The organism is uncultured Reyranella sp. (assembly GCF_945957355.1).
In the GTDB taxonomy this organism is placed as follows: Bacteria; Pseudomonadota; Alphaproteobacteria; order Reyranellales; family Reyranellaceae; genus Reyranella.
The window spans coordinates 50,243-75,792 of record NZ_CAMFKM010000009.1 but is presented as its reverse complement, the minus strand read 5'-3'; the positions used below and the strand labels follow the sequence as shown (position 1 = coordinate 75,792).

The following is a 25,550-nucleotide window of genomic DNA, read 5'->3' as shown; positions in this document are numbered from 1 at the left end:
CTATCCTCCCCGCCATGTTTGACCTCGTCATCCGAAACGGAACCGTGATCGATGGCTCCGGCGCCCCGCGCCGGATCGCCGATGTTGCAGTGCAAGGCGGCCGGATTGCCGCTGTTGGCCCCACGCTGGGTGCCGGCAAACGCGAGATCGATGCCGAGGGACTGATCGTCGCCCCGGGCTTCGTCGACATCCACACCCACTATGACGGCCAGGCGACGTGGGATCCCTTCGTCACGCCCTCCTCGTGGCATGGAGTCACGACGACGGTGTTCGGCAATTGCGGCGTCGGCTTCGCGCCGGTGCGGCCGGGCGCCTCGGGCTATCTCATCAACCTGATGGAAGGCGTCGAGGACATTCCCGGCACCGTCCTCAGCGAGGGTGTGAAGTTCAACTGGGAGTCCTTCCCCGACTATCTCGACGCGCTGGCCTCGATGGACAGGGCGGTCGACGTGGCGGCGCAGCTGCCGCACGGCGCGCTGCGCTTCTACGTGATGGGGGATCGCGGCGCAGATCACGCCGAGGTGCCGACCGAACGCGAGATCGAGGAGATGGCCCGCCTCACCGAGGAGGCGCTGCATGCCGGCGCCATGGGCTTCACCACCTCTCGCACCACCAAGCACAAGGCGCGCGACGGCCGGTTCACGCCCTCGCTCAGCGCCCGCGAGGCCGAACTGCTGGGCATAGCCCATGGCATGAAGCGCGCCGGCCGCGGCGTGCTGCAGGTCAATTCCGACTTCGGCCCCGGTGAGTTCGAAGCGCTGGACGCCGCCGCAAAGCTGGCGGGCCGTCCGCTCTCCTGCCTGCTGGTCCAGGTCGACGCGCAGCCCAAGCTGTGGCGCGAGACGCTCGACCAAATCAACGACGTGCGCCGCAGCGGCCGGATGGCCAATGCGCAGGTCGGCTCGCGGCCGATCGGCGTCATCATGGGGCTCGAGACGACGGCGCATCCGTTCGCCGGCCATCGCGCCTGGCTCGACATGCGCAAGCTGTCGCCCGAGGAGCGCTATCAGCGGCTCGTCGCCGATGCCGACCTGCGCCGGGTGCTGACGGAGGGCCATCAGGAACCGAACCCGCGCGCTTTCATGGCCGAGGCCTTTCACCGCATGTTCCCGATCGGCGAGCGGCCGGACTACGAGCCGCAGCCCGAGGACTCGATCGCCGCGATCGCGCAGCGCACCGGCCGCACGCCGCAGGCGGTGGCGCTTGAGGAGATGATGTCGCGCGGCGGCAAGGGCCTGCTGATGCTGCCCTTCGAGAACTATGCCTATGGCAGTCTCGACGTGGTGCACGAGATGATCACCGATCCGGCGTCGGTCCTGGGCATCGCCGACGGCGGCGCGCATGTCGGCGTGATCTGCGACGCCTCCTCGCCGACCTCGCTGCTGACCCTGTGGGGCCGCGACCGCACGCGCGGTCCGAAGCTCGACCTCGAATTCCTGATCGCCAAGCAGACGCGCGGTACGGCCGAGGCCTACGGACTGATGGACCGCGGCCTGCTGGCGCCGGGGCACAAGGCCGACATCAACGTGATCGACTTCGACGCCCTCACCCTGAAGCGCCCCGAGGTGGCCTACGACCTGCCGACCGGCGGCCGCCGCCTGATCCAGCGCGCCACGGGGTACCGGCACACGTTCAACGCCGGCGTTGAGACGCTGCAGAACGACGAGCTCACCGGCGAGCGCCCTGGCCGTCTGGTGCGGGGCGCGCAGATGGCGCAATAACTCCGTCGTCTCGACCGGAGCCCCTTCGGGGCTTCGGTCGAGACGACGAATTATTTCTAAACCGTCATATGCTTGCGCACGGCCTCCACGTCGAAGGTCTCGCGCGTGCCCGACATCACGACCTCACCGCGGTCCATGACCGCGAAGTCATCGGCGAGTTCGTGGGCAAAGTCGAGATACTGTTCGACCAGCACGATCGCCATGTCGCCACGCTGCCGCAGATAGGTGATGGCGCGGCCGATGTCCTTGATCACAGAAGGCTGGATGCCTTCGGTAGGTTCGTCGAGCAGCAGCAGCTTGGGCCGCATCGTAAGCGCGCGGCCGATCGCCAACTGCTGCTGCTGGCCGCCCGAGAGATCGCCGCCGCGCCGCTTCAGCATCGACTGCAGGACCGGAAAGAGTTCGAATACCTCGTCCGGCACCTTCTTGTGCTCGCGGCTCACCGGGGCAAAGCCCGTTTCGAGATTCTCCTTCACCGTCAGCAGCGGAAAGATCTCGCGGCCTTGCGGGACCAGCGCCACGCCGCGACGCGCGCGCTCGTAGGGCGGCAGCTTCGAGACTTCCTGGCCGTCGACCGAGATCGTTCCCGAGGCGATGGACTGCAGCCCGGAGATGGCGCGCAGCAGGCTGGTCTTGCCGACGCCGTTTCGGCCCAGCAGACAGGTCACGCGGCCGATCGTGGCCGAAAGCGACACGCTGCGCAGCGCCTGTGCGGCACCGTAGTAGAGATTGACGTTCTGGACTGAAAGCATCGTCATCGCCCGAGATACACTTCGACGACGCGCGGATCGGCGCTCACCTGGTCGAGGGTCCCCTCGGCCAGCATCGAGCCCTCGTGCAGCACCGTCACCTTGACGTCGAGCGCGCGCACGAAGCTCATGTCGTGCTCGACCACGACGACCGAGCGCGTCCTGTTGATCTCGCGCAACACCTGCGCGGTCGTCTCCGTCTCGACGTCGGTCATGCCCGCGACTGGCTCGTCGACCAGCAGCAGCTTGGGATCCTGGGCGAGCAGCATGCCGATCTCCAGCCATTGCTTCTGGCCATGGCTGAGACGGGCCGCCGGCATGTGCTGCTGCGCCTCCATGCGGATGATCGACAGGATCTCGTCGAGACGCTGGTTCTCCTCCCGCGTCGGCGTGGCGAGCAGCAGCTTGTACCAGCTTCGCAGGCCGGCCAGCGCCAGCAGGAGATTGTCGCGCACCGTGTGGCTCTCGAACACGGTCGGCTTCTGGAACTTCCGGCCGATGCCGAGGGTAGCGATGCTGGCCTCGTCGAGCTTGGTGAGGTCGGCCGTGCCGTCGAACACGACCTCGCCGGTGTCGGGCCGCGTCTTGCCGGTGACCACGTCCATCATGGTGGTCTTTCCGGCCCCATTGGGACCGATGATGGCGCGCATTTCGCCGGGCTCGATCAGCAGCGACAGGTTGTTCAATGCGCGGAAACCGTCGAACGAGACGGTGACACCACTGACGTAGAGCAGCGCCGAAGTGCTTCGCATGGTCGGGGTGCTCATGCCAGCACCCTCGCCTTGCGGGCCTGGGACCGGGACTTCATCTGGCTCCACAGGCCCACGATGCCCTTGGGCAGGAGCAGCGTGACGACGATGAAGAGCGCACCGAGCGCGAACAGCCAGACCTCCGGCAGGGCGCCGGTCAACCAGGTCTTGCCGAAGTTCACCAGGATCGCGCCGATGATCGGGCCGACCAGCGTGCCGCGACCGCCGACCGCGACCCAGAGGACCGCCTCGATGGAATTGCCGGGCGCGAACTCGCTGGGATTGATGATGCCGACCTGCGGCACGTAGAGCGCACCGGCAACGCCCGCCATGGCGGCCGACAGGACGAACACGAAGAGCTTGAAGCCCTCGACCCGGTAGCCGAGGAAACGCATGCGGCTCTCCGCGTCGCGCACCGCCGTCAGCGCCTTGCCGAAGCGCGAGCCGACGACTGCGGCCGAAATGATGAGACCAATGGCGAGCGCGACCGCCGAGGCAAAGAACAGCGCGGCGCGCGTCTCACTAGCCTGGACCGAAAAGCCGAGTATGTCCTTGAAGTCGGTCAGGCCGTTGTTGCCACCCAGGCCCATGTCATTGCGGAAGAAGGCCAGCATCAGGGCGAAGGTCATCGCCTGGGTGATGATCGAGAGATAGACGCCGGTCACGCGGCTGCGGAAGGCGAACCAGCCGAGCGCGAAGGCCAGCACGCTGGGCACCAGCACGACCATGACCGCAGCGAACCAGAAATGGTCGAAGCCGTGCCAGAACCAGGGAAGTTCCTTGTAGTTCAGGAACACCATGAAGTCGGGCAGGATCGGATTGCCGTAGACGCCGCGACTGCCGATCTGGCGCATGAGATACATGCCCATGCAGTATCCGCCCAGGGCGAAAAACGCCCCATGGCCCAGCGAGAGGATCCCGCAGAAGCCCCAGACCAGATCGACCGCCAACGCGAGCAGCGCATAGCAGAGATACTTGCCGAAGAGCTGCAGCACCCATGACGGCACATGCGCCGGGTTGGTCGCAGCCAGGATCAGGTTGGCCAGCGGCAGGGCGATACCGACGGCCAGGATCAGCAGGACGCACAGACGCAGGTTGCGGTCCATGCCCTGCCAGAGAAAGCGCGTGATCATTCGACGGACCGCCCCTTCAGCGCGAACAGGCCGCGGGGGCGTCGCTGGATGAACATGATGATGAAGACCAGGACCAGGATCTTGCCCAACACGGCGCCGGCATAGGGCTCCAGGAACTTGTTCACCACGCCGAGCGTCAGGGCGCCGATCAAAGTGCCGAACAGGTTTCCGACGCCGCCGAACACCACGACCATGAAGGAGTCGATGATATAGCCCTGCCCGAGATTGGGGCTGACATTGTCGATCTGGCTGAGTGCGACGCCGGCCAGTCCCGCGATACCCGAGCCCAGGCCGAAGGTCAGCGCGTCGACGCGTGGCGTGCGGATGCCGACGGCCGAGGCCATCGGGCGGTTCTGCGTGACGGCCCGCATGTAGAGGCCGAGCGGCGTCTTACGCAGGAGCAGGATCAGCGCCGCGAAGACGACCAGCGCGAAGACGACGATCCAGAGCCGGCCGTAGGTGATGTTGAGCTGGCCGAGTTGGAAGGCGCCGGACATCCAGGATGGCGCCCCGACCTCGCGGTTCGACGAACCAAAGATCGAGCGCACCGCCTGCTGCAGCACGAGCGACAGTCCCCAGGTCGCGAGCAGCGTATCGAGCGGCCGTCCGTAGAGGAAACGGATGATGGTGCGCTCGATCAGGATGCCAATCGCGCCCGACACGAGGAAGGCGAGCGGCAGGGCTATGACCAGTGAAACGTCGAACAGATGCGGCGCCGAGGTACGAATGACTTCCTGCACGACGAAGGTCGTGTAGGCGCCCAGCATCACCATCTCGCCATGTGCCATGTTGATCACGCCCATGGTGCCGAAGGTGATGGCAAGGCCGATGGCGGCCAGCAGCAACACTGAGCCGAGCGAGATGCCGTACCAGACGTTCTGCACCATCTGCCAGGCGGCCAGCGTCTGTTCGATCGAATCGGCGGCGGCCAGGGCGGCCGTCTTCACGTCGCCGTCAGACGCTGCGGCGACCGTGTTCAGCACACCGAGCGAATCGCGGTCGGCGCGATCGCGAACCACGGCGATCGCCGCAAGCTTCTGTGCCGAAGGAGAATCGGGTGTCGCGAGAATGATGGCGGCGCGCGCCTCGCTCATGGCGCGCTTGATGCGCGGGTCCTTCTCGGCGGCGAGCGCCTGGTCGAGGGCCGGCAGGGCCGTCGCATCGCGGCGCTTGAAGAGGGAGTCGGCGGCATTCAGTCGGACCCTGGAATTCGGACTCATCAGGGTGAGCGAGCCGACGGCGGCTTCGATCGTGCCGCGCAGCCGGTTGTTGACCCGCACGCGCTCGAGGTCGGCCTCGACGGCCGTACCGGCCGGCTTGCCGGAAACCGCTTCGGTCAGCGCCAGCCTGTTGCCGTCGGCCTTGCCGATAACCGCGAGCTTGTCGGAAGTGCGAACGTAGAGCTGGCCGGCGCCCAAGGCTTCGAGGATCGGTGCGGCGCGCTCGTCGCCCGAGGCCGCCAGGGCCGTGATCGCCGCCTCACGCTCGCTCAAACCGCCGGAGGTGAGATTCCCGACGAGAGTTGCGAGGTCAGCCGCGAGGGCCGCTCCAGCCAATGCCAGCGACGCCAGCACCGAGAGCAACACCGAAAACGGTCGAAGAAGGAGCATGTGCTGTGACTTGAACCCGGGAGATGGAAACGGGGCGACCCGAAAGTCGCCCCGCCCTGTGAGCCCTGCGCAGTCGGCCTTACTTGGCCGCCTTGCCGATGCACTTGTTGGCGACGGTGTCGAAGTTTCCGCAGTTCACGGGCTTCGTCCAGTCAGCCTTCAGGTTCTTGGAGTCGTCGAGGATCGGCGACCATGCAGCGCCCGGGACCAGGCCGGGAGTCTTCCACACGACGTCGAACTGACCGTTATCCTCGATCTCGCCGATCAGGACCGGCTTGGTGATGTGATGGTTCGGCAGCATCTCGGAGATCCCGCCCGTCAGGTTGGGGACCTTGATGCCGATCAGCGCGTCGATCACCTTGTCGGGGTCGGTCGTGCCGGCCTTCTTGACCGCTTCTACCCACATCCGGAAGCCGATCACGGAGGCTTCCATCGGATCGTTGGTCACGCGCTTCGGGTTCTTGGTGAAGGCCTGCCAGGTCTTGATGAATTCCGCGTTCGTCGGATCCTTGACCGACTGGAAGTAGTTCCAGGCCGCCAGATGGCCGACCAGCGGCTTGGTATCGATGCCGGCGAGCTCTTCCTCGCCCACCGAGAAGGCCACGACCGGGATGTCCTTGGCCTTGATGCCCTGGTTGCCGAGTTCCTTGTAGAACGGGACGTTGGCGTCGCCGTTGATCGTCGAGACGACGGCGGTCTTCTTGCCCGCCGAGCCGAACTTCTTGATGTCGGCCACGATCGACTGCCAGTCGGAATGACCGAACGGCGTGTAGTTGATCATGATGTCTTCCTTCGGAACGCCCTTCTGCAGCAGGTACGCTTCGAGGATCTTGTTGGTCGTGCGCGGATAGACGTAGTCGGTACCGGCGAGGACCCAGCGCTTCACGTTGCCGCCGTCCTTGCTCATAAGGTAGTCGACCGCCGGGATCGCCTGCTGGTTCGGCGCGGCGCCGGTGTAGAACACGTTACGCTGGCTCTCCTGGCCCTCGTACTGGACCGGGTAGAACAGGATGCCGTTCAGTTCCTCGAACACCGGCAGCACCGACTTGCGGCTGACCGAAGTCCAGCAGCCGAACACCACGGCGACCTTTTCCTTCTGCAGGAGCTCGCGCGCCTTCTCGGCGAACAGCGGCCAGTTCGACGCCGGATCGACGACCACGGCCTCGAGCTTCTTGCCCAGAAGACCGCCCTTCTTGTTCTGCTCCTCGACCATCATCAGCACGACGTCCTTCAGGGTCGTCTCGCTGATCGCCATCGTGCCCGACAGCGAATGGAGGATGCCGACCTTGATCGTATCCCCCGCCTGCGCGAGCGCGCTGGTCGCCGCACTGGCCACCAGGCCGGCGGCGACGAGGCCCGTCCGCATGAGTGTTCCCAATTTCATCCCGCTCTCCTTGTCTTTCGACGGATCTCCCCGCCAAAAACAAGGCTAGCGAAAGTCGTGCCAAACCGGCCGAATGCCCTTGGGATAAGGGTTAGTTGGCGATCAGAACCAGCGCGCCGCCGGCCACGACCGCGCCGCCCAGAGCCCGCAATCCCAGGTCGCCGACCGCGCGGCGCGCAACCCAGCCGAGCCCTAGACCCGCGACATGCAGTGCGGCGGTCGCGGCGACGAAGCCCATGATGTACATCGCCGTCCCGCTGGTCGGCGCCTCGATGGCGTGAGCGTAGCCGTGGAAAATCGCAAACAAGCCGACGATTACCATGGCCGCCGCAGACGGCAGGCGCACGGCGGCTATGATAAGCACGCCTAGCAGCAGAACCGATGCAACGATTCCGGCCTCCACAAGAGGCAGTTTAATGCCCGCGAATCCGGCAGCTGCCCCGACAAGCATCATCGCGATGAAGGAAGCCGGCACGAGATACGCCGCAGCCGGGCGCTTCACCGCCAGCAGCGAGGCCCAGACACCGACACCGACCATCGCCAGCAGGTGGTCGAGGCCGGTGAAGGGATGGGCGAAGCCCGAGGTCTCGTGTCCGGAATGGGCCAATACGGGGGTTGTCGCCATAGCGAGCAGAACCGCCAGGCGGATCGTCCGAAAGTTCATTGAATGCTCCTGTCCTCTAGTTCAGTCGTGCCGGCAGGCCGCCTTGCCGCACGATGAAGGCCGCAATATCCTCGACTCCCTTATTCTCCTTGAGATTGGAGAAAAGGAAAGGCCGCTGACCGCGCATCCGGCGGGCGTCGCGGTCCATGACGTCGAGACTGGCCCCGACCAGCGGGGCGAGATCGATCTTGTTGATCACCAGCAGGTCCGACCGCGTGATGCCCGGACCGCCCTTGCGCGGGATCTTCTCGCCCGCCGAGACGTCGATCACGTAGATCGTGAGGTCGGCCAGTTCCGGCGAAAAGGTCGCGGCGAGGTTGTCGCCGCCGGATTCGACGAAGATGACCTCGAGATCAGGCCACTTGCGCACGATGTCGGACACCGCGGCGAGATTGATGGAGGCGTCCTCGCGGATCGCCGTGTGCGGACAACCGCCGGTCTCGACCCCGACGATGCGCTCGGGCGCCAGCGCACCGGCGCGGGTCAGGAACTCGGCATCCTCCTTGGTGTAGATGTCGTTGGTGACGACGGCGATATCGTAGGCTTCGCGCATGCGCTTGCACAGGCGCTCGACCAGGGCCGTCTTGCCCGATCCGACAGGGCCGCCGACCCCAACTCTGAGCGGACCACGCAGGCTCATTTGTCCAGTTCTCCGGCCACCAAGGCGATGTATCCCACGCCCAGCAAGAGGCAGTAGGGCGAATAGTATTTCCGGTTGCGCGTGGCAAACGGCTCGGTCGTGAAATGAGCCTTCCAGCGATGGCTGAACCCGGCGATCCCACGCGCCACGAAGATGCCGGCAATCATGTAGGTGCCCGCGAGCACCGTCGGCTCATGGATCCGGCCCAACACGTACCACGGCCACAGGGCCATCACCGCAAGGACCAGGGCGACCGCGAAACATTGCCAGGCCGGCGGCATGTGGCGGCGTCCATCGCCCACGACGCTGCGCGCGAGGGCTTCCTCGCTGGCTTCCGGCCAGTGGCTGCCCAGGCCCCACACCACGTGAACGACGGCAACGGCGCCGACACCGATCGTCAGAAGGAGAGCCAACAGGACTGTCATGAGCGGAAGAGCCGGGTGTATTGCGTTTCGTGACGGAGCGAGCACCAGTCGAGCAGCGGCGTGGCCGTGCCGACTTCGTCCAGCGACTGCACGGCGACCGCGGCCCGGGTGGCGTCGTGCACCGAAGCTTCCAGCGCGGCAAGGGCAATCTGGCCGTCGGTCTGACCGAGCGGTACGGCGCGCAGGGCGGCCGAGATGAGATTGGCGATGAAGGCATGGAGATAGCCCGCCAATGCCTGTTCCAGCGCGATCCCATGGACGGCGGCGGCCAGGGCCACGGCGACCGGCAGGGCAAGCTCGCCGTCGAGGCGCCGGTGCACCTCGTCGAGTGCAGGATGAGGCCACGCCGTGCGCGTGATCGACAGGAACGAGCCGCCCTGCTGGCGCGATTCCAGCGCCATCTCCGAAGTTCCCCGCCAGGCGGCGGCACGTTCGGCGATGGCATCGAAGGCCGGCCCGTCTCCCGCGGATGCCGCTCGCCAGCCCGCCGCGAAAAGCGCCCCATCGACCGCGCCGGTGCCCTGCCGCAATACGCTGTCGAGCCAGGCGACCAGCGAGGCGCGATCCCGGATCAGCCTCTCTTCCACTGCGGTCTCGACGCCGTGGCTGTAGCTGAAGGCACCGACCGGATAGGCTGGCGACAGCCAGGCCAGCAGCCGGTACAGCGGGTCGCTAGCCATGGCGTTCGGCATGCAGTTCGCCGTGGCGATGGCCGGTATCGTGATTGTGCTGGCCGTAGGCGCCGCCCTCCGGGTCGAACGGGGCGCGGACCTTGCGCACCTCAGCACCCAACCCCTTCAGCATGTCGATGATCACGTGATCGTCCCGAATGAGAATGCGGTCGCTGTCGATCTGGGTCGGCAGGTGGCGATTGCCGAGATGCCAGGCGAGCCGTGCGAACGACGCGGCGTCACGGCCGCGCACTTCGACCAGGTCCTCGTCGGCCGCTTTCACTTCGACGAAGCCGCCCTCTTCCAGCTTCAGCCCATCGCCTTCGTGCAGCACGACGGGCTCGACCAGGTCGAGCAGGAAGTCGAGCCCGCCGTCGCCCAGCATGCGCAGGCGGCGGCGATAGCGATCGTCGAACAGAAGGGTGACGGTATCGGTGCGCTCGGACGCCGGCCAGCGGCCGGCGCGCACGACTTCGATGGCGCGCTTCATGGCTAGAACAGGAAGTAGCGCTGTGCCATCGGCAGCGACGTCGCCGGCTCGCAGGTCAGCAACTCACCGTCGGCCCGCACCTCGTAGGTCTCTGGATCGACGTCGATCTTCGGGCAGGTCGAATTATGCACCATGTTCTTCTTGCCGATCTTGCGCGTGCCCTTCACCGGCAGGAGCGAACGGGTCAGGCCCCACTTCTTGGCGACGCCCTTCGCGATCGCGGCCTGGGAGACGAACAACACGGGACTGGTCACCAGGCTGCGGCCGAAGGCGCCGAACATCGGCCGGTAGTGGATCGGCTGCGGCGTCGGGATGGAAGCATTGGGATCGCCCATGGGAGCGGCGACGATCGAGCCGCCGATCAGCACCATGTCGGGCTTGGCGCCAAAGAAAGCCGGCGACCACATGACCAGGTCCGCGCGCTTGCCGACCTCGACCGAGCCGACATGTTTGGCAATGCCGTGGGTGATCGCGGGATTGATCGTGTACTTGGCGATGTAGCGCTTCACGCGGAAATTGTCGTTGTCGCCGGTCTCTTCCTTCAGCCGGCCGCGCTGCTTCTTCATCTTGTCGGCGGTCTGCCAGGTGCGGATCACGACCTCGCCGACCCGGCCCATCGCCTGGCTGTCCGACGACATCATGGAGAAGGCGCCCATGTCGTGCAGGATGTCCTCTGCCGCGATCGTCTCCTTGCGGATGCGGCTCTCGGCGAAGGCCACATCCTCGGGGATGGCGGCATCGAGGTGATGGCAGACCATCAACATGTCGAGATGCTCGTCCACGGTATTCACCGTGTAGGGCATCGTCGGGTTGGTCGAGCTGGGCAGCACGTTCTTCTCGCCCGCAAGCCGGATGATGTCCGGCGCATGGCCGCCGCCAGCACCTTCCGTATGAAAGGTCGCGATGGTGCGGCCCTTGAAGGCGGCGCGCGTCGTCTCGACGAAGCCGGATTCGTTCAGCGTGTCGGTGTGGATCGCCACCTGCACGTCGTATCGGTCGGCGACGCTCAGGCAGTTGTCGATGGCGGCGGGCGTAGTGCCCCAGTCCTCGTGCAGCTTGAGGCCGCAGGCGCCTCCCTCAATCTGCTCCTTGATGCCGGCGGGCTTGCTGGTGTTGCCCTTGCCGAAGAAACCGAGATTCATCGGCAGGCCTTCGGCGGCCTGCAGCATGCGGCCCATGTGCCAGGGCCCCGGCGTCACCGTGGTTGCGAGCGTGCCGTGCGCCGGGCCGGTACCACCGCCCATCATGGTCGTGACGCCGCTGTAGAGCGCATCGTCGATCTGCTGCGGACAGATGAAGTGGATGTGGCAGTCGATGCCACCCGCCGTGATGATCTTGCCCTCGGCCGCGATCGCCTCTGTGCCCGGACCGATGACGATGTCGACGCCCGGCTGGACGTCGGGATTGCCGGCCTTGCCGATGGCGACGATCACGCCGTTCTTGAGGCCGATATCGGCTTTCACGATGCCCCAATGATCGACGATCAGCGCATTGGTGATCACCGTGTCGACCGCGCCCTGCGCGCGCGTCTTCTGGCTCTGGCCCATGCCGTCGCGGATCACCTTGCCGCCGCCGAACTTGACCTCCTCGCCGTAGATCGTGTGGTCCTTCTCGACCTCGATGAAGAGGTCCGTGTCGGCCAGCCGCACCTTGTCGCCGACGGTGGGCCCGAACATGTGGACATAGGCCGAGCGCGAGATTCGCGTCGGGCCTTCGCTCGACGGTCCGACCTTGGCGATCGGGCCCAGCTTGCCGCCCACCTTGCCCTGGAAGCCGTGGCTCTCGCGCCCGCCGAGGTAGGGCGTGAGCCGCACGGTGCGCGACTGGCCGGGCTCGAAACGCACGGCGGTGCCGGCGGCGATGTCGAGCCGCATGCCCTTCGCCCGCTTGCGGTCGAACTTCAACGCGTCGTTGGTTTCGAAGAAATGATAGTGGCTGCCGACCTGGATGGGGCGGTCGCCGGTGTTGGCGACCTCGATGGTGATCGGGTTGCGGCCCTTGTTGAGTTCGAGCTCACCGGCGCTGGGGAAGATTTCACCCGGGATCATGGCGTCTCTCCTCAGCGAATCGGCGCGTGGACGGTGACGAGCTTGGTGCCGTCGGGAAAGGTCGCCTCGACCTGGATCTCGGCCAGCATGTCGGCGATGCCGTCCATCACTTGGGCCCGCGAGATCACGTGGGCGCCGTCGCGCATCAGGTCGGCGACCGAACGGCCGTCGCGCGCGCCCTCGACGACGAAATCGGTGATCAGCGCCACCGCCTCGGGATAATTGAGCTTCACGCCGCGCTCCAGACGACGGCGTGCCACCACGGCCGCCATGGCCACCAGAAGCTTGTCTTTCTCGCGCGGCGTCAAATTCATCGACCGTTTCCCCCTGCCGGTTGGGCCCGACTATAGCGCGACCCAGTTTGCATCAAACATGCCAAACGCGGGGCAGCCGGCGGCCGCGAAACTCGGTGAGAAAACGGATGGTCGCCTGCCTCACCGCGGTTGCTTCGCCCAGCAGGCGCGCGACCAGGATGCCGTTCACGACGGTGACGCCCGCACGCACTTCGTCTGCAGCGTCGAGCAGGCTCCGCGCCTTCTCGAAATGAACTTGCGGCGCATCCCATACGCCGATCACCGTCGCCAGCGCATTGGCCGCGCCGAAACCGGCGCCATCGGGCGTCTCGCCCTCAACCCGCAGCGTATCGGTCCAGACCAGGCGGCCCGGGCGGCGCACCGACCAGGCGTCCAGCAACAGGCCGGACGTGAAACGCTCACCCGAAGCGCCACGCCCCAGCACCACCATTTCACAGGCGAGCAGCGAGCCACCTTCGACCACTTCGGCCACCGTTCGGCGCTTCAGCCGCGCGCCCTCGAAGACGATGGTCTCCTGCGGCAGCCAGTCAAGCGCCGCGCCCTCGCCGACCCGCACGTCGACGTCGATCGCGCAGGGATCGCTTCCCTTCGAGGCGCGATAGATCTTCTCGGCCGCCTGGGTGGTTGCCACCGCCGCGGCACCGGGCCCGATCTCGACCGCCATCCTGAGGGCATCGCCGCCCGTCACGCCGCCTGAGGTGGTGATCATGACCGCCTGCGGCGGTTCGCCCGGCTCGGATTTCGGGAACAAGACCCGGCAGGGATCGCGTTGATAGAGGTCGCCCAGGCGAGTCCTGCCGTCCCGCAGGTCGAAGGTGACCCGGCTTTCGCCGGAAGCACGCTGCATGCGGGGGGATGGGGTCGGAGACGGGCTGGTGGTCATCGGCTCCGACTTGATAGATTAAGGACCAGAATGAGCAAGGCCTTCACCAAGGAAAGCGACGACGGCGACGAGGACGACCTGCCCGACGATGTCGGGGGATTGCCGGCCGGCGCCAAGAACTACATGACCCCGCAGGGCTTCGAGCGCATGCGGGACGAGCTGATGACGCTCATGCGCAAGGAGCGCCCCGAGGTCGTGCAGGTCGTGTCGTGGGCGGCGGCCAATGGCGACCGCTCGGAGAACGGCGACTATCTCTATGGCAAGAAGCGCCTGCGCGAGATCGACCGCCGCATCCGGTTCCTGAGCAAGCGGCTCGAGCGTTCGGAGGTCGTCGATCCGGCCAAGCGGCCCAAGACCGACCAGGTGTTCTTCGGCGCCACCGTGACTTACGTCAATTCGAAGGACGAGGAACGCACCATCAAGATCGTGGGCGTCGACGAGGTCGATCCGGGTCGCGGCCATGTGAGCTGGATCTCGCCCATCGCGCGCGCCGTCATGCGGGCCCATGAAGGCGACGCCGTGCGGATGAACACGCCCGGCGGCGAGGAAGAGATCGAGATCCTGAAGGTCACTTACGTTTGAGGTCCGCCAGCAGACGATCGACGAACGCCGGCGAATAGCCGAGGAGCGCGGCTTCGTCGGCCAGTTCCTTTTCGAGCCGGCCGAGCGCCTCGACGAAGGACCCGCCCCGGGCCAGCGCCTTCTCGACCAGCGCGTGCGCCTCGTGCTTGCCCATCTTCCGGGCCAGCAGGAAGGTTGCGCGCTCGGCGAGGACGGCGGCCTCGGCGGCATCCATGTTGGCCTGCAGCGCGTCGGGCTCGAGGACCAGTCCGGAGGCCACTTCCGCCATCGCCTCTACGGCCGATCCCAGGCATTCGACCAGCGCGGAGAGGGTCGGCCATTCGGCCTGCCATCCGCCCAGCGCGCGCTCATGCTCCTGCGGCATGGCCGCCACGATCGTCGCGGCCAGCATCGGCGCCCGCGTCGCCGCCGACAGGACGAGCGCGGCGCTGACCGGGTTGCGCTTGTGCGGCATGGTCGATGAGCTGCCGCGACCGGGACCCGACGGTTCCGCCGCCTCGCCCACCTCGATCTGCATCATCAAGGCGATGTCGCGCGACGCCTTGGCGAGGGAACCGACGACCAGGGCGCAATCCTGCGCGACCGCCGCGACACGCACGCGCTGCGTGAACCAGGGCCCCGGCGGCAGCGCGAGCTTCAACCGCTTCGCCAGCACCTGCATGACCTGGCCGGCTTCCGGACCCAGCGCCGTCAGGCTTCCCGACGCGCCGCCGAACTGGAGAACCTGCGTTTCGTCGAAGCTCTCTGCGAGCCGGCGCTTCGCGCGCGCGATGTCGGAAGCCCAGCCGGCGATCTTCTGCCCCAGCGCCAGCGGCGTTGCCGGCTGCAGCAGCGTCCGTCCCAGCATCGGCGTCGCACGATGCTTCTTCGCCAGACGCGCAAGGGCCGCGACGATACCATCGAGCGTCTTCAGGAGCGGCGGCAGCGCCTCGCCGAGCTGCAGCACCATCGCCGTGTCGATCACGTCCTGGCTGGTGGCACCCCAATGGACATAGTCGGCCGCCTTCACATCGCGTTGACGGACCTGTTCGGTCAGCGCCTTCACGACCGGCACGGTAAGCGTCGCCGTCCGGCGCGCAGCGGCAGCGAGCGGCGCGGGATCGTACAGGGACGGATCGCAGGCCTTGGCGATGATCGACGCCGCGCGCTTCGGGATCAGGCCGGCAGCCGCGGTTGCTTCGGCGAGCGCCGCCTCGAAGCTCAGCATATGGCGCAAGGTTGCCGTGTCGGAGAAGCAATCGGCCGTGGCGGCCGAGGAACCCAGCGCAGAGACGAGACGAACGGCCATGCGTTCAGCAGTCGAAGAAGACGGTTTCGGTCGGACCGCCGAGATGGATCGGCAGCCGCCACACGCCGTCGCGATCGCGCGTTGCGATCAGCGTGGCGCGCCCCGCCGGCTCGATGAGCGCCAGCACAGGATCTTCGGCCAGCGCCGGATCGCCCTCGAAATAGAGGCGCGTCGCCAGACGATTGAGGACGCCACGCGCGAACACGGAGATGTTGATGTGCGCCGCCTGCAGGCCGCCGGCCGGCCAGGGCACGCGGCCGGGCCTCACCGTGCCGAACCGAGCGCATCCCATCGTGTCGGTCGACGCGCGTCCGAAACCCTCGAATCCGGGATCGAGCGGCAGGTTGCGGCGATCCTCGGGATGGTTGTAGCGACCATGGCTGTTGGCCTGCCAGATCTCCAACAGACCATCAGGCACGATCGCGCCGTCGGCGTCATGCAGGGTGAGGGCGATCTCGATCCTCTCACCCGCGACGCCCGGCGCCGCTAGGTCCTGGTGACAGGTGTTGGTGACCGTGCCGAAATAGAACGGACCGATCGTCTGCGACGGGGTCAGCAGGCGGCTCATGTGTTCTCCATCGGCGTGGCGTTGCGGCCGCGCAGCACGATGTCGAAGCGATAGGCCAGCGCCCAGCCCGGTTGCGTCGCCTCCATATCGAAGGCGGCCTGCAGGCGGGCCCGTGCGCCTTCGGGCACCGAATTGTAGATGGGATCGAAGAGCAGCAATGGGTCCTGCGGGAAATACATCTGCGTGATCAGGCGCGTGGCGAAGGCCGGCCCGAACAGCGAGAAATGGATATGCGCCGGCCGCCAGGCATTGTGGTGGTTGCCCCAGGGATAGGCACCGGGCTTGATTGTGATGAATTCGTAGTGGCCGTCGGCATCGGCGCGCGTCCGGCCCCCGCCCTGGAAATTCGGATCGAGCGGCGCATCATGCTGGTCACCGGGATGATGATAGCGACCGGCCGCATTGCACTGCCAGATCTCGACCAGGGCCCCGGCCACCGGCCGGCCATCCTCGTCGAGGACCCTGCCCTGAACGATGATCCTCTCCCCCAGGGGCTCGCCCATGCGCTGGCGCGTGAGATCGTTCTCGCCGGCATCGAGCCGCTCCTCGCGCAGGAGTGGCCCGGTGATTTCCGACAGCGTGTGCGGCAGCACGATCGCCGGCTTCGACGGTGAACGGCTCACCGTCGACTTGTAGGCAGGCGAGCGGTTTGGTGGATGGTGCTCTCCCGGCGCAGGCCGGCGGTACGTTTCCTCTTTCATGCCGCCGAGCTTAGCGCCCGCTCAGGCGGCGCGCACCTCCAGCCCCTGCGGCGTGGCGCGGTAGCCGGTGAGTGTCCGCTCGGCATAGCCGAGCCGCCAGTCCAGCATCTTGCGGGCATAGTCGGCGACCGTCGCGGCATAGGCCGGGTCGGCCGCGCAATTGACGAACTGGCCGGGGTCCTTCGCGAGATCGAACAGGAGCGGCGGCAGGGCGGCGAAGTGCACGTACTTGAATTTCTCGTCCTGCACGACGGCCAGCGAGCATTTGTCCATCGGCACGCCCAGCGCCGATTCGGGCTTGCTGTAATGGAGGTCGCGGAAGTCGAACTCGTAATGAACCTCGGTACGCCAGTCGGCCGGCACGTTGCCCTCGCAGAACGGCAGCAGAGAGCGGCCGTCGCACTGGCGCGGCACCGGCAGCCCCATCCATTCGAGGAGGGTGGGCATGGTATCGATCGTTTCGGTGAAGCGATCGACGATGGTGCCGCGGGTCCCGTTCGCCTCGGCCCGCGGATCGCGGATCACCATCGGGATGCGATAGGACTCGTCGAAGTAGCCGATCTTGCCCAGCAGGTAATGATCGCCGCCCTGCTCGCCATGGTCACAGGTGAACACGATCAGCGTGTCGTCCCACTGTCCGGTCTCCTTCAGGTAGTCGAAGACACGGCCGAGATGATCGTCAATCTCGCTCATCAGGCCGCAATAGGTGGCGCGCATCTGCGCGACCTCGGCTTCCGTCATGTCCGAACCGAGCGCCTGTCCATCCTGGAAGAAGCTCGCCTGCTTGATGTTGCGCACATAGTAGTCGGTCAGCGCGTTCTGCCGGCCCTCTTCCGCGGGCGAGGCTGCGCGAACCGGCCTGGGCATGTCCTCGGGGCGATACAGGGAATTGTAGGGCTCCGGCGCGATGAACGGCGGATGCGGCCGGTAGTAGCCGAGATGCAGGAACCAAGGCTTGTCGCCACGGCCCCGGAGATAGTCGAGCCCGCGCTCGGTGAACCAGGCCGTGTCCGACAGCTCCTTGGGAATGACGGCCGGCCGGCCCGTCGCGCCGGCGCCCGGCGCGCCTTTCGGCAGCCAGATGTCCTCACGGATCTTGGGCAGTTCGAATCCCTGGCTCGCAACCCAGCCGAAATAGGCATCGCGATTCTCGAAGGCGCCGACCGGGTGGAAGCCTTCCATGATGTCGCCCAGCACGAAGAAGCGCGGATCGTTGGGCGCGGTCTGGCGCGGATCGGGCGTCGTCGTCGTGTACCCGACCAGAGCGGGATCGTAGCCGCCGCGCCGCAGCTCGTGCGCCAGGTTGGTGAAGCGCGAGGCGAGCGGAATGGTGTTCTGCACCGCGCGGTGATTCATCATGTATTGTCCGGTCAGCAGGCTGGCGCGCGCCGGCCCGCAGGGCACGGCCTGGGTGAAATGGTTGCGGAAGGTCACACCCTCGGCGCATAGCCGGTCGATGTTGGGCAGCTTCAGGTAGTCGGCACCGAGCTTGGGCAGCATCGCCCCGCGCCACTGGTCGACGACGATCAACAGGACATTCTTGGACGCAGGCATGTTCATTCACCGAGGTTGGACGGCGGCAGGATTGCGATAGAGTGCCGCCAAAGCGACGGAGGAGACAACACGTGGCGCGTTTCAAGATCGTGACGACCGGACCGGGAAAAACCGACCATTCTCTGGAAATGGAGGCGCTCGCGTCCGTCGGCGCGGAGATCGTCGAGGTTTCGGGCGACGAGAGCGAACTCATCAAGGCGGTGGCCGACGCCGACGCCATCTACGGCAAGGGCCGTCCCCGGATCACAGCCAAGATCATCGAAGCGGGCAAGAAACTGAAGGTCGTGTCTCTGGGCAGCGTCGGCGTCGATTCGGTCGACGTGGAGACAGCCACCCAGCTCGGCATCCCGGTCACCAACGTGCCCGACACCTTCATCGAGGAGGTGGCCGACCATGCCATGACCCTGATCCTCGCGAGCTGGCGGCGGCTCGTCGTGCAGGACCAGATGGTGCGCAAGGGCGAGTGGACCAAGGGCCGGCCGCATCTCTACCAGTTCCCGCGTCTCATGGGCATGACCCTGGGCTTCATCTCGTTCGGCCATGTCGCCCGTGCCGTCGCCAAGCGCGCCGCGCCGTTCGGCTTCCAGATGCTGGCCTACGATCCCTATATCGAGGAGCTGGTCATGTCCGACTACGGCGTCCAGCCAGTCGGCTACGAGGAGCTGCTGCAGCGGTCCGACATCGTGAGCATGCATGCGCCCGGTACCAAGGATGCCCATCACCTGATGAAGGAACAGCACTTCCGCCAGATGAAGAAGACGGCGCTGTTCGTGAACACCGGCCGCGGCTCGACGGTCGACGAGCCGGCCATGATCAAGGCATTGCAGGAGGGCTGGATCGCTGGCGCCGGCCTCGATGTGCTGGAGACCGAGCCCGTGGGCCACAACAATCCGTTGCTCGGCATGGACAATGTCATCCTGACCGCTCATGTCGCATCGGCCTCGAGCCGCTTCGATCCCGCCCGCAAGCGCCGCGTCGGCGCCGAACTGGCGCTGGTCCTGGGCGGCAAGTGGCCGCGCGCCTGCGTCAATCCGATGGTGCTGGAGAAGTCCAAGCTGCAGCGCTGGCAGCCCTTCTCGATGGAACGCGGCCCCGGCAACTGAGCCGGCGCTCTCGGCTCAGGACTTCTGCTGCTGCAACCGGTCGCGGATCGCCCGGTCGCACTGGGCAAGGCTCTCGAAGGGCCCGAGGATGACGTGGCCGCCATCGTCCATCGCATACCATCCGGTCTGGGTGAGGTTGTAGTCGCCCAGATCCTCGCTGGGGACATGGACGGCAATCAGATCCTTCGGCATGCGCATGAAGTGCACATGCGCCCGCCTGGGAGGCTTTTCAACCCCGCCATCAGGTACGCCGCGTCCAGCCTGGAAGATTGACCGCCCCCGGCGGCACCTCGCCCTTCATCAGCGCCGCGACCTGGCGCACCGTGTCCATCGCCTGACTCTCGCTGGCGGGCGGCGTCAGGCCACCGATATGCGGCGTGGCGATCACGTTGGGCAGGCGGGCCAGCTCGGGTGACGGCATCTGGTCCGGCGCCCGGCCGACATCCATTGCCGCACCCGCGATGCGGCCCTCGATCAGGACCTTCGCGAGCGCGGCCTCGTCGACCAGGTTGCCGCGCGACAAGTTGATGAAGAAAGCGTCGGGCTTCATGCGGGCGAAGGCCGCCGCGTCGAGCAGGTTCTCGGTCTCTTCGTTGGCGATGGCGAGGCAGATCACGTAGTCGGCGCTGGCAAGCAGGTCCTCCATCGGCAGCTTCACGAAGCGCGGGTCGTCGACCTGGGCGTAGGGATCCGACACCAGAACCGTCATGCCGAGCTGGGCGAGTAGCGGCGCCAGCGCGCGCGAGATCCGGCCGTAGCCGATGATACCGACGCTCGCCCCCCCCAACTGCCGTCCGACCCTGATCTCGGGCTTCACCCCTTCGTGATAGGCGGTCGCCGCCCGCGTGATCCCGCGCGAGAGATCGACCAGGAAACCCAGCGTGAGTTCGACCACCGACGGCACGAAGCCCGCCTCCGCGTGGGTCACCAGTACGCCCGCCTTCGTGGCCGCCGCGACGTCGATGTTGCGGATGTCGATGGCGCTCCGCATCACCGCACGCAGTCCCGGCAGGCTTTCGAACACGACCGCCGGTATCGCCGTCGCCCGATCGGCCACGATGAAATCGACGCCGCGCGCCATCCCGATCACGCCCTGCGGATCGAGCGGCGCCTCGCCCTCGTGCAGGACGACGTCGACCAGTTCCTGCAATCGGGCGAGTGCGCGGGCGCCGTAATACTGCCGGCGCGCGAGCGGGACATGGGTCAGGAGAAGCTTCTTCATGCCGCCGAGCTTACGACGGCGGCGCAGCGAAAGAACCCACCGGACGGTCGAAACAAGCGTTTTAGAAGGGTCGAGGAGCAACATTGTTGCGCCGACGGTCACCGCGGCCCGTGATTCGGGGGGGGCGCGACTCTCACTTCATTTGTTTCGTTTATTGCGTTTATTTCGTTTATCCACCCCGACCCCGACTTTTCGACGGCCCGTCAGCTCTTCATCGGCGTCGCCTCGCCCAGCAGGGAGACGTGGGCGGCGACGATGCGCCAGCCGTCGGGAGTGCGCATCCAGGTGTGGCTCTGGCGGCCGGGCTTGGCCGCGCCGTGACGCTGGAATTCGCAGTTCGCCGTGCCGAAGTCGCGGCCGTAGGTGACGATCCAGAGCTTCAGCAGGTCTCGGTTCGGCACGAACTGCGGGTTGCGGCCGGAACGAAAGGCGGCGATCTGGTCGTAGCCGTAGAGCTGCTCGCCGACGCCGTAGCGCAGCGTGTGCGGACTCTTCCAGAAGAGTTCGTCCAGCACCGCGACGTCGTTGCTGTTGAGCGCCGCCTCGTAGCGATTGAAAGCCGCCGTCACTTCGGCAACGACATCCGGGATGTTGATCTCCATGTCCACTCCTTACGCGGGCGGCGCGGCGGCCACGCCGAGCTTCTGCAGATGGGCGGCCACGCGCAACGCGGCCTGTTCGTTGTAGGGCCTGGCGATCAGCTGCACGCCGATCGGCAGGCTACCCGGCCGTTGCAAAGGGGCCACGGCGACGGGCAGGCCGATGAAGGAGATCGGCTGGGTGTAGATGCCGAGATTGGCGCGCACCGCCAGCTCGACGCCGTCCAGCACCATCATGGTCTGGCCGAGCTTCGGCGCAGTGCAGGGCGTGGCCGGCGCCAGGATCACGTCGACCTCTTCGAACAGCTTCAGCACGTGAGCGCGGTACTGCCGGCGGAAACGCTGGGCCTTCACGTACCAGGCGCCCGGCAACAGCGCGCCCGCCATGAAGCGCTCCCGCGTGTCGGGATCGAAATCCTGCGGCCGCGTCCGCAGGCGCGGCAGATGAAGCTGCGCGCCCTCGATCGCCGTGATGACATAGGCCGCTGCGCGTGCCGCGGCCGCCTGCGGCAGCACGACGGTCTTCGTGGCGTCCAGTGCCCTGGCCACGGTCGCGACGGCCTCGAACGCCTCAGGCTCGCCGCCCTTCACGAAATAGTCTCCGGCGATGGCGATGCGCAGTCCATCGACGCCCTCGACCAGGCGCGGCAGGGTTGGATCGGCTGGCCGGTCGGTACAGACCGGGTCGTCCGAGTCCCAGCCCTGCATGGCGTCGAAGGAAAGTGCCAGGTCTTCCGCCGAACGCGCGATCGGACCGAGATGGTCGAAGGAATCCACGAAGGGGAAGGACCCGGCGCGGCTCAGCCGTCCATAGGTCGGCTTCAGCCCGAACAGGCCGCAGAGCGAGGACGGAACGCGGATCGAACCGTTGGTATCGGAGCCCAGCGCCAGGGGCACCTCCCCCGCCGCCACCGCGGCACCCGAGCCGCCGGAGGAGCCGCCCGACATGCGCGTGGGATCGTGCGGATTGCGCGACGGCCCGTAATGGGCGTTCTCGCCGGTGAAGTCGTAGGCGTATTCGCCCATGTTGAGGCCACCGACCAGGATGGCGCCGGCCGCCTCGAGCTTGCGCACCAGCGCGCCGTCACGCTCGGCCCTGTGGCCGTCGACGTTGATCTTCGAGCCCGCGCGCGTCGGCAGGCCGGCGATGTCGAAGAGGTTCTTCACCGCGAAGGGCACGCCCAGCAGCGGCCCGCGATGCAGGCCCGCATCGACTTCCGCCGCGCGCTTGCGGGCACGTTCGGCCACGATATCGGTGAACGCGTTCACCGTGGGCTCGGCCGCTTCGATTCGCTTGAGGGTGGCGTCGATCACGGCGGCTGCCTTCACCTTGCCGCTCATCACCGCGCCCGCGATCTCGGTCGCGGTCGCTTCCTTCGAGGTGGGATCGCTCATGGCCGGAAAACCGGAGCGGACATCAGATCGTCCTCGAGGTCCAGTTCGAGCAACGGTCGCGCGATCAGGAGCGAGCGCTCGACGTTCAGGATCACGTTGGGGAGATATTCGGGTGCGATCGCGAGGCCCGCGGTCTTCGCGCCCTCCTCGACCATGCGCGCCACGTCACGCTTCTCTTCGGCCATGCGCTTCCTTCTTTCATTCCATCGAGGTCGCGGTCTTCAGACAATATGGAGATCGCGGCATACGAGCCGGTAGCTCGCGCCCAGTTCCCGTCCAAGCTGCCGAAGAAGTCGCAGGATTGCCAGCCCGGCCGCCATTTCATGCGCGCGACGCTTCATGGCACATCCTCGCTTCCTGCTTCCCCGTTCGGCCGAGAAGGCAAGGACCGTGCCAATCACTGCGCGCATCTGGGAGCTGCAATCGGTGTGGCGCTTGTCTACAAGCAGCACATGACAGCCTTTCTCGACCTCGGTGTTCATGCGTTGCACCGCGCCTATCGCGCCGGCACGCTCGACGTGCGGCAGACGATCGACGAGGTGCTGAAACGCATCGGCCTGGCAGGAGACGACAAGGTCTGGATTTCGCGCGCGTCCGACGCGGACCTTCGCGCGCAAGCGGCTGCGCTCGATGCGCGGCGCGACGAGATCGACCGGCTGCCACTCTATGGCGTGCCCTTCGCGGTGAAGGACAATCTCGACGTCACGGGCATGGTGACGACGGCAGCCTGCCCGGGCTTCGCCTACGAGGCCACGACGTCCGCCGCAGTCGTGCAGCGGCTCGTCGATGCCGGCGCGATCATGGTCGGCAAGACGAATCTCGACCAGTTCGCCACCGGCCTCGTGGGCGTGCGCTCGCCATACGGTGTGCCGCGCAATCCGTTCGATGCGTCATATGTGCCCGGCGGGTCCAGCTCGGGATCGGCGGTCGCGGTCTCGTCGGGACTCGTGAGCTTTTCGCTGGGCACCGACACCGCAGGATCGGGCCGCGTGCCCGCCGGCTTCAACAACATCGTCGGCCTCAAGCCGACTCCTGGCTTGCTCAGCAACGAGGGCATGGTGCCGGCCTGCCGCTCGCTCGACTGCACGTCAGTGTTCGCTCTCTCCTGCGCCGATGCCGATGCGGTGCTGGCCGTCGTCGCCGAGCCGCACGCGACACCTTCCATCGGCCGGACCTTCCGGTTCGGCATCGTGGGCGCGAGGGATGCGGAGTTCTTCGGCGACGCCGCCTACGCGACACTCTATGCGCAATCGATCGAACGGCTGAAGGGCCTGGGCGGCACACCGGTCGAGATCGACTACGCGCCGTTCCGCGATGCCGCGCAGCTTCTCTACAACGGTCCCTGGGTCGCCGAACGCACCGCGGCGGTCGGCGCCTTCATGGAGGGCGCCGACGACACGGCGGGCGTCTGGCCAACCACCCGGCAGATCGTCCTGAGCGGCCTCGAGTACAGCGCCGTCGATGCCTTCGAGGGCCAGTATCGGCTCGCCGAACTGAAAGCCCGTGCCTTCGCCGAAATGAAGGGCCTCGATTTCCTGGCCGTGCCGACCGCCGGCACGATCTACCGGCTGGCCGATCTCGAGCGCGAGCCGGTGCTCTACAACTCGCATCTGGGTCACTACACGAACTTCGTGAACTTCTTCGGCCTTTCGGCGCTTGCCGTGCCGGCCGGCTTCCGCCCGGACGGCATGCCGTTCGGCATTACCCTGATCGCGCGCGCCAACGCCGAGCGCGCCCTGCTGGCCTTCGGCGCGCGGTGGCAGCGCGCGGTGCCCTTGCCGCTCGGAAAGACAATGAGCCGGCTGCCACAACCCGAGTGCGATCCCGTCGTGGTGGAGGATCGCATCTCCGTCGCCGTGGTCGGCGCCCATATGAGCGGCCTTCCGCTGAACGGCCAGCTCGTCGAACTGGGAGGCCGGCTGGAGAGCACTGGCAAGACCGCGCCCGCCTACCGCTTCTACGCCCTGCCTGGCGGCCCGCCTCACCGGCCGGGCATCGTGCGTGTGGCCGAGGGCGGCGGCGCGATCGAGTTGGAAGTGTGGAGCCTGCCCGCCGATAAAATCGGCGCCCTGCTGCGCCAGATCCCCTCGCCGCTCGGCCTCGGCACTGTGAGCCTGGCGAATGGAGCTTCGGTACCGGGCTTCCTTTGCGAGGCACATGCCGCCGAGGGCGCGAAGGACATCACCGCGCTGGGCGGCTGGCGGGCCTATCTGAAGACCCTGTCCTAGCCCGCGGCCCTTCAACTGCGGGGCGCCGGTCTGCTAGGGTCCGCTCCTTCGAGGAGGAAACGAACCCATGAGTGGAAAGATCGCCGTCGTCACCGGCGCGGGCAGCGGCATTGGCCGCGCCTCGGCGCTGGCCCTGCTGAACAACGGCTACAAGGTCGCGCTGGCAGGCCGCCGCAAGGATGCGCTCGACGAAACGGCGTCGATGGCCGGCAACAACGCACCGAACGCGCTGGCCGTGCCGACGGACGTCACGAAGCGCGACGACATCTTGGCGTTGTTCGCCAAGGTGAAGGCCACCTGGGGCCGCCTGGACCTGCTGTTCAACAATGCCGGCGGCGGCGCCCCGCCCGTGCCACTGGAGGAACTGCCCTACGAGACGTGGCTGAGCGTCGTGGCGGCGAACCTGACCGGTCCGTTCCTTTGCACGCAGGAGGCCATGAAGATCATGAAGGACCAGACGCCGCGCGGTGGCCGCATCATCAACAACGGCTCGATCTCGGCGCATGCGCCGAGGCCCTTCTCGGTCGCCTATACCTCGACCAAGCACGCCATCACCGGCCTCACCAAGTCGACCTCGCTCGACGGCCGCGCCTACGACATCGCCTGCGGCCAGATCGACATCGGCAACGCCGTGTCGCCGATGACCGACCGCATGACCAAGGGTGTCCTGCAACCCAACGGCACGACCATCGCCGAGCCGCGCATGGACGTCTCCGCGGTAGCCAACGCCATCCTCTACATGGACAGCTTGCCGCTCGACGCCAACGTGCAGTTCATGACCGTGATGGCGACGAAGATGCCGTTCGTTGGTAGAGGCTAGCGCGCAGCG

28 protein-coding genes are annotated in these 25,550 nt (G+C 66.8%); 5 read left to right on the top strand and 23 right to left on the bottom strand.

What is annotated here, in order from left to right:
• Window positions 1-14: 14 nt before the first annotated feature.
• Window positions 15-1,721, top strand: a complete 1,707-nt coding sequence (locus tag Q0Q48_RS15995; RefSeq protein ID WP_295139622.1) for an amidohydrolase family protein — start codon at window positions 15-17, stop codon at window positions 1,719-1,721.
• 56 nt (window positions 1,722-1,777) lie between these two features.
• Here Q0Q48_RS15995 and urtE read toward each other — a convergent pair whose 3' ends face one another.
• The 13 genes from urtE to Q0Q48_RS15930 all read right to left on the bottom strand — a co-directional run bounded on the left by urtE (window position 1,778) and on the right by Q0Q48_RS15930 (window position 13,481).
• Entirely contained in the window at window positions 1,778-2,473 is a 696-nt protein-coding gene (gene urtE, locus Q0Q48_RS15990; protein ID WP_295139621.1) for an urea ABC transporter ATP-binding subunit UrtE, read from the bottom strand.
• Between the two features lie 2 nt (window positions 2,474-2,475).
• The gene (urtD, locus tag Q0Q48_RS15985; RefSeq protein WP_295139884.1) at window positions 2,476-3,222 is read right to left on the bottom strand and encodes an urea ABC transporter ATP-binding protein UrtD; all 747 of its coding nucleotides are present in this window, start codon (window positions 3,220-3,222) and stop codon (window positions 2,476-2,478) included.
• A gap of 11 nt (window positions 3,223-3,233) precedes the next feature.
• Window positions 3,234-4,352 (bottom strand): urea ABC transporter permease subunit UrtC, encoded by a 1,119-nt coding sequence (gene urtC / locus Q0Q48_RS15980; protein WP_295139619.1) that lies wholly within the window; start codon window positions 4,350-4,352, stop codon window positions 3,234-3,236.
• Entirely contained in the window at window positions 4,349-5,962 is a 1,614-nt protein-coding gene (gene urtB / locus Q0Q48_RS15975; protein ID WP_295139617.1) for an urea ABC transporter permease subunit UrtB, read from the bottom strand. Before urtB ends, urtC begins: the two co-directional genes overlap by 4 nt.
• Before the next feature lie 79 nt (window positions 5,963-6,041).
• Entirely contained in the window at window positions 6,042-7,328 is a 1,287-nt protein-coding gene (urtA, locus tag Q0Q48_RS15970) for an urea ABC transporter substrate-binding protein (RefSeq protein ID WP_295139882.1), read from the bottom strand.
• 109 nt (window positions 7,329-7,437) lie between these two features.
• Entirely contained in the window at window positions 7,438-8,010 is a 573-nt protein-coding gene (locus Q0Q48_RS15965; RefSeq protein ID WP_295139616.1) for a HupE/UreJ family protein, read from the bottom strand.
• A gap of 16 nt (window positions 8,011-8,026) precedes the next feature.
• Window positions 8,027-8,650 (bottom strand): urease accessory protein UreG, encoded by a 624-nt coding sequence (gene ureG / locus Q0Q48_RS15960; RefSeq protein ID WP_295139615.1) that lies wholly within the window; start codon window positions 8,648-8,650, stop codon window positions 8,027-8,029.
• Window positions 8,647-9,075 carry a DUF3995 domain-containing protein gene (locus tag Q0Q48_RS15955; RefSeq protein WP_295139612.1) on the bottom strand — a complete coding sequence of 143 codons (429 nt, stop codon included), beginning with the start codon at window positions 9,073-9,075 and terminating at the stop codon, window positions 8,647-8,649. The genes ureG and Q0Q48_RS15955 overlap by 4 nt, the downstream gene beginning before the upstream one ends.
• Window positions 9,072-9,755 (bottom strand): urease accessory UreF family protein, encoded by a 684-nt coding sequence (locus tag Q0Q48_RS15950; RefSeq protein WP_295139610.1) that lies wholly within the window; start codon window positions 9,753-9,755, stop codon window positions 9,072-9,074. Before Q0Q48_RS15950 ends, Q0Q48_RS15955 begins: the two co-directional genes overlap by 4 nt.
• The gene (locus Q0Q48_RS15945) at window positions 9,748-10,236 is read right to left on the bottom strand and encodes an urease accessory protein UreE (protein ID WP_295139608.1); all 489 of its coding nucleotides are present in this window, start codon (window positions 10,234-10,236) and stop codon (window positions 9,748-9,750) included. The genes Q0Q48_RS15950 and Q0Q48_RS15945 overlap by 8 nt, the downstream gene beginning before the upstream one ends.
• Before the next feature lie 2 nt (window positions 10,237-10,238).
• The gene (ureC, locus tag Q0Q48_RS15940) at window positions 10,239-12,284 is read right to left on the bottom strand and encodes an urease subunit alpha (RefSeq protein WP_295139607.1); all 2,046 of its coding nucleotides are present in this window, start codon (window positions 12,282-12,284) and stop codon (window positions 10,239-10,241) included.
• Between the two features lie 11 nt (window positions 12,285-12,295).
• Complete coding sequence (locus Q0Q48_RS15935; RefSeq protein WP_216956016.1) at window positions 12,296-12,598, bottom strand: urease subunit gamma; 303 nt, start codon at window positions 12,596-12,598, stop codon at window positions 12,296-12,298.
• A 52-nt stretch (window positions 12,599-12,650) separates the two neighbouring features.
• The gene (locus Q0Q48_RS15930) at window positions 12,651-13,481 is read right to left on the bottom strand and encodes an urease accessory protein UreD (RefSeq protein ID WP_295139606.1); all 831 of its coding nucleotides are present in this window, start codon (window positions 13,479-13,481) and stop codon (window positions 12,651-12,653) included.
• A gap of 30 nt (window positions 13,482-13,511) precedes the next feature.
• Between Q0Q48_RS15930 and greB the strand changes: the two genes are divergently transcribed.
• Complete coding sequence (greB, locus tag Q0Q48_RS15925; protein ID WP_295139604.1) at window positions 13,512-14,063, top strand: transcription elongation factor GreB; 552 nt, start codon at window positions 13,512-13,514, stop codon at window positions 14,061-14,063.
• Here greB and pcaB read toward each other — a convergent pair.
• Genes pcaB through pehA form a run of 4 tightly spaced genes read right to left on the bottom strand, consistent with a single transcriptional unit; the run spans window position 14,050 to window position 18,174 of the window.
• Window positions 14,050-15,351: a 3-carboxy-cis,cis-muconate cycloisomerase gene (pcaB, locus tag Q0Q48_RS15920; RefSeq protein WP_295139603.1), complete on the bottom strand. Its 1,302-nt coding sequence runs from the start codon at window positions 15,349-15,351 to the stop codon at window positions 14,050-14,052. The genes greB and pcaB overlap by 14 nt on opposite strands.
• Before the next feature lie 4 nt (window positions 15,352-15,355).
• Window positions 15,356-15,919 carry a protocatechuate 3,4-dioxygenase subunit alpha gene (pcaG, locus tag Q0Q48_RS15915; RefSeq protein WP_295139602.1) on the bottom strand — a complete coding sequence of 188 codons (564 nt, stop codon included), beginning with the start codon at window positions 15,917-15,919 and terminating at the stop codon, window positions 15,356-15,358.
• Complete coding sequence (pcaH, locus tag Q0Q48_RS15910) at window positions 15,916-16,620, bottom strand: protocatechuate 3,4-dioxygenase subunit beta (RefSeq protein WP_295139600.1); 705 nt, start codon at window positions 16,618-16,620, stop codon at window positions 15,916-15,918. The genes pcaG and pcaH overlap by 4 nt, the downstream gene beginning before the upstream one ends.
• Window positions 16,621-16,641: 21 nt before the next feature.
• Window positions 16,642-18,174: a phosphoric/sulfuric ester hydrolase PehA gene (gene pehA, locus Q0Q48_RS15905; protein WP_295139599.1), complete on the bottom strand. Its 1,533-nt coding sequence runs from the start codon at window positions 18,172-18,174 to the stop codon at window positions 16,642-16,644.
• A gap of 71 nt (window positions 18,175-18,245) precedes the next feature.
• Between pehA and Q0Q48_RS15900 the strand changes: the two genes are divergently transcribed.
• Window positions 18,246-19,277, top strand: a complete 1,032-nt coding sequence (locus tag Q0Q48_RS15900; RefSeq protein ID WP_295139598.1) for a C-terminal binding protein — start codon at window positions 18,246-18,248, stop codon at window positions 19,275-19,277.
• A 15-nt stretch (window positions 19,278-19,292) separates the two neighbouring features.
• Here Q0Q48_RS15900 and Q0Q48_RS15895 read toward each other — a convergent pair whose 3' ends face one another.
• The 6 genes from Q0Q48_RS15895 to Q0Q48_RS15870 all read right to left on the bottom strand — a co-directional run bounded on the left by Q0Q48_RS15895 (window position 19,293) and on the right by Q0Q48_RS15870 (window position 22,975).
• Window positions 19,293-19,469, bottom strand: coding sequence for a hypothetical protein (locus Q0Q48_RS15895; RefSeq protein WP_295139597.1), 177 nt, complete (start codon window positions 19,467-19,469; stop codon window positions 19,293-19,295).
• A 49-nt stretch (window positions 19,470-19,518) separates the two neighbouring features.
• The gene (locus Q0Q48_RS15890; protein ID WP_295139596.1) at window positions 19,519-20,499 is read right to left on the bottom strand and encodes an NAD(P)-dependent oxidoreductase; all 981 of its coding nucleotides are present in this window, start codon (window positions 20,497-20,499) and stop codon (window positions 19,519-19,521) included.
• Between the two features lie 203 nt (window positions 20,500-20,702).
• Window positions 20,703-21,101 carry an oxalurate catabolism protein HpxZ gene (hpxZ, locus tag Q0Q48_RS15885; RefSeq protein ID WP_295139594.1) on the bottom strand — a complete coding sequence of 133 codons (399 nt, stop codon included), beginning with the start codon at window positions 21,099-21,101 and terminating at the stop codon, window positions 20,703-20,705.
• A gap of 9 nt (window positions 21,102-21,110) precedes the next feature.
• Window positions 21,111-22,493 carry an AtzE family amidohydrolase gene (locus tag Q0Q48_RS15880; RefSeq protein WP_295139592.1) on the bottom strand — a complete coding sequence of 461 codons (1,383 nt, stop codon included), beginning with the start codon at window positions 22,491-22,493 and terminating at the stop codon, window positions 21,111-21,113.
• Window positions 22,490-22,678: an AtzG-like protein gene (locus tag Q0Q48_RS15875; RefSeq protein ID WP_295139590.1), complete on the bottom strand. Its 189-nt coding sequence runs from the start codon at window positions 22,676-22,678 to the stop codon at window positions 22,490-22,492. The genes Q0Q48_RS15880 and Q0Q48_RS15875 overlap by 4 nt, the downstream gene beginning before the upstream one ends.
• A 36-nt stretch (window positions 22,679-22,714) precedes the next feature.
• A complete protein-coding gene (locus tag Q0Q48_RS15870; RefSeq protein WP_295139588.1) occupies window positions 22,715-22,975 on the bottom strand; it encodes a hypothetical protein in 261 nt (86 codons plus the stop codon).
• Here Q0Q48_RS15870 and atzF point away from each other — a divergent pair.
• Together atzF and Q0Q48_RS15860 are read left to right on the top strand one after the other, a co-directional pair.
• On the top strand, window positions 22,946-24,721 hold the full coding sequence (atzF, locus tag Q0Q48_RS15865; protein ID WP_295139587.1) for an allophanate hydrolase: 1,776 nt from the start codon (window positions 22,946-22,948) through the stop codon (window positions 24,719-24,721). The genes Q0Q48_RS15870 and atzF overlap by 30 nt on opposite strands.
• 67 nt (window positions 24,722-24,788) lie before the next feature.
• Window positions 24,789-25,541, top strand: a complete 753-nt coding sequence (locus Q0Q48_RS15860) for an SDR family oxidoreductase (RefSeq protein WP_295139586.1) — start codon at window positions 24,789-24,791, stop codon at window positions 25,539-25,541.
• Window positions 25,542-25,550: the final 9 nt, after the last annotated feature.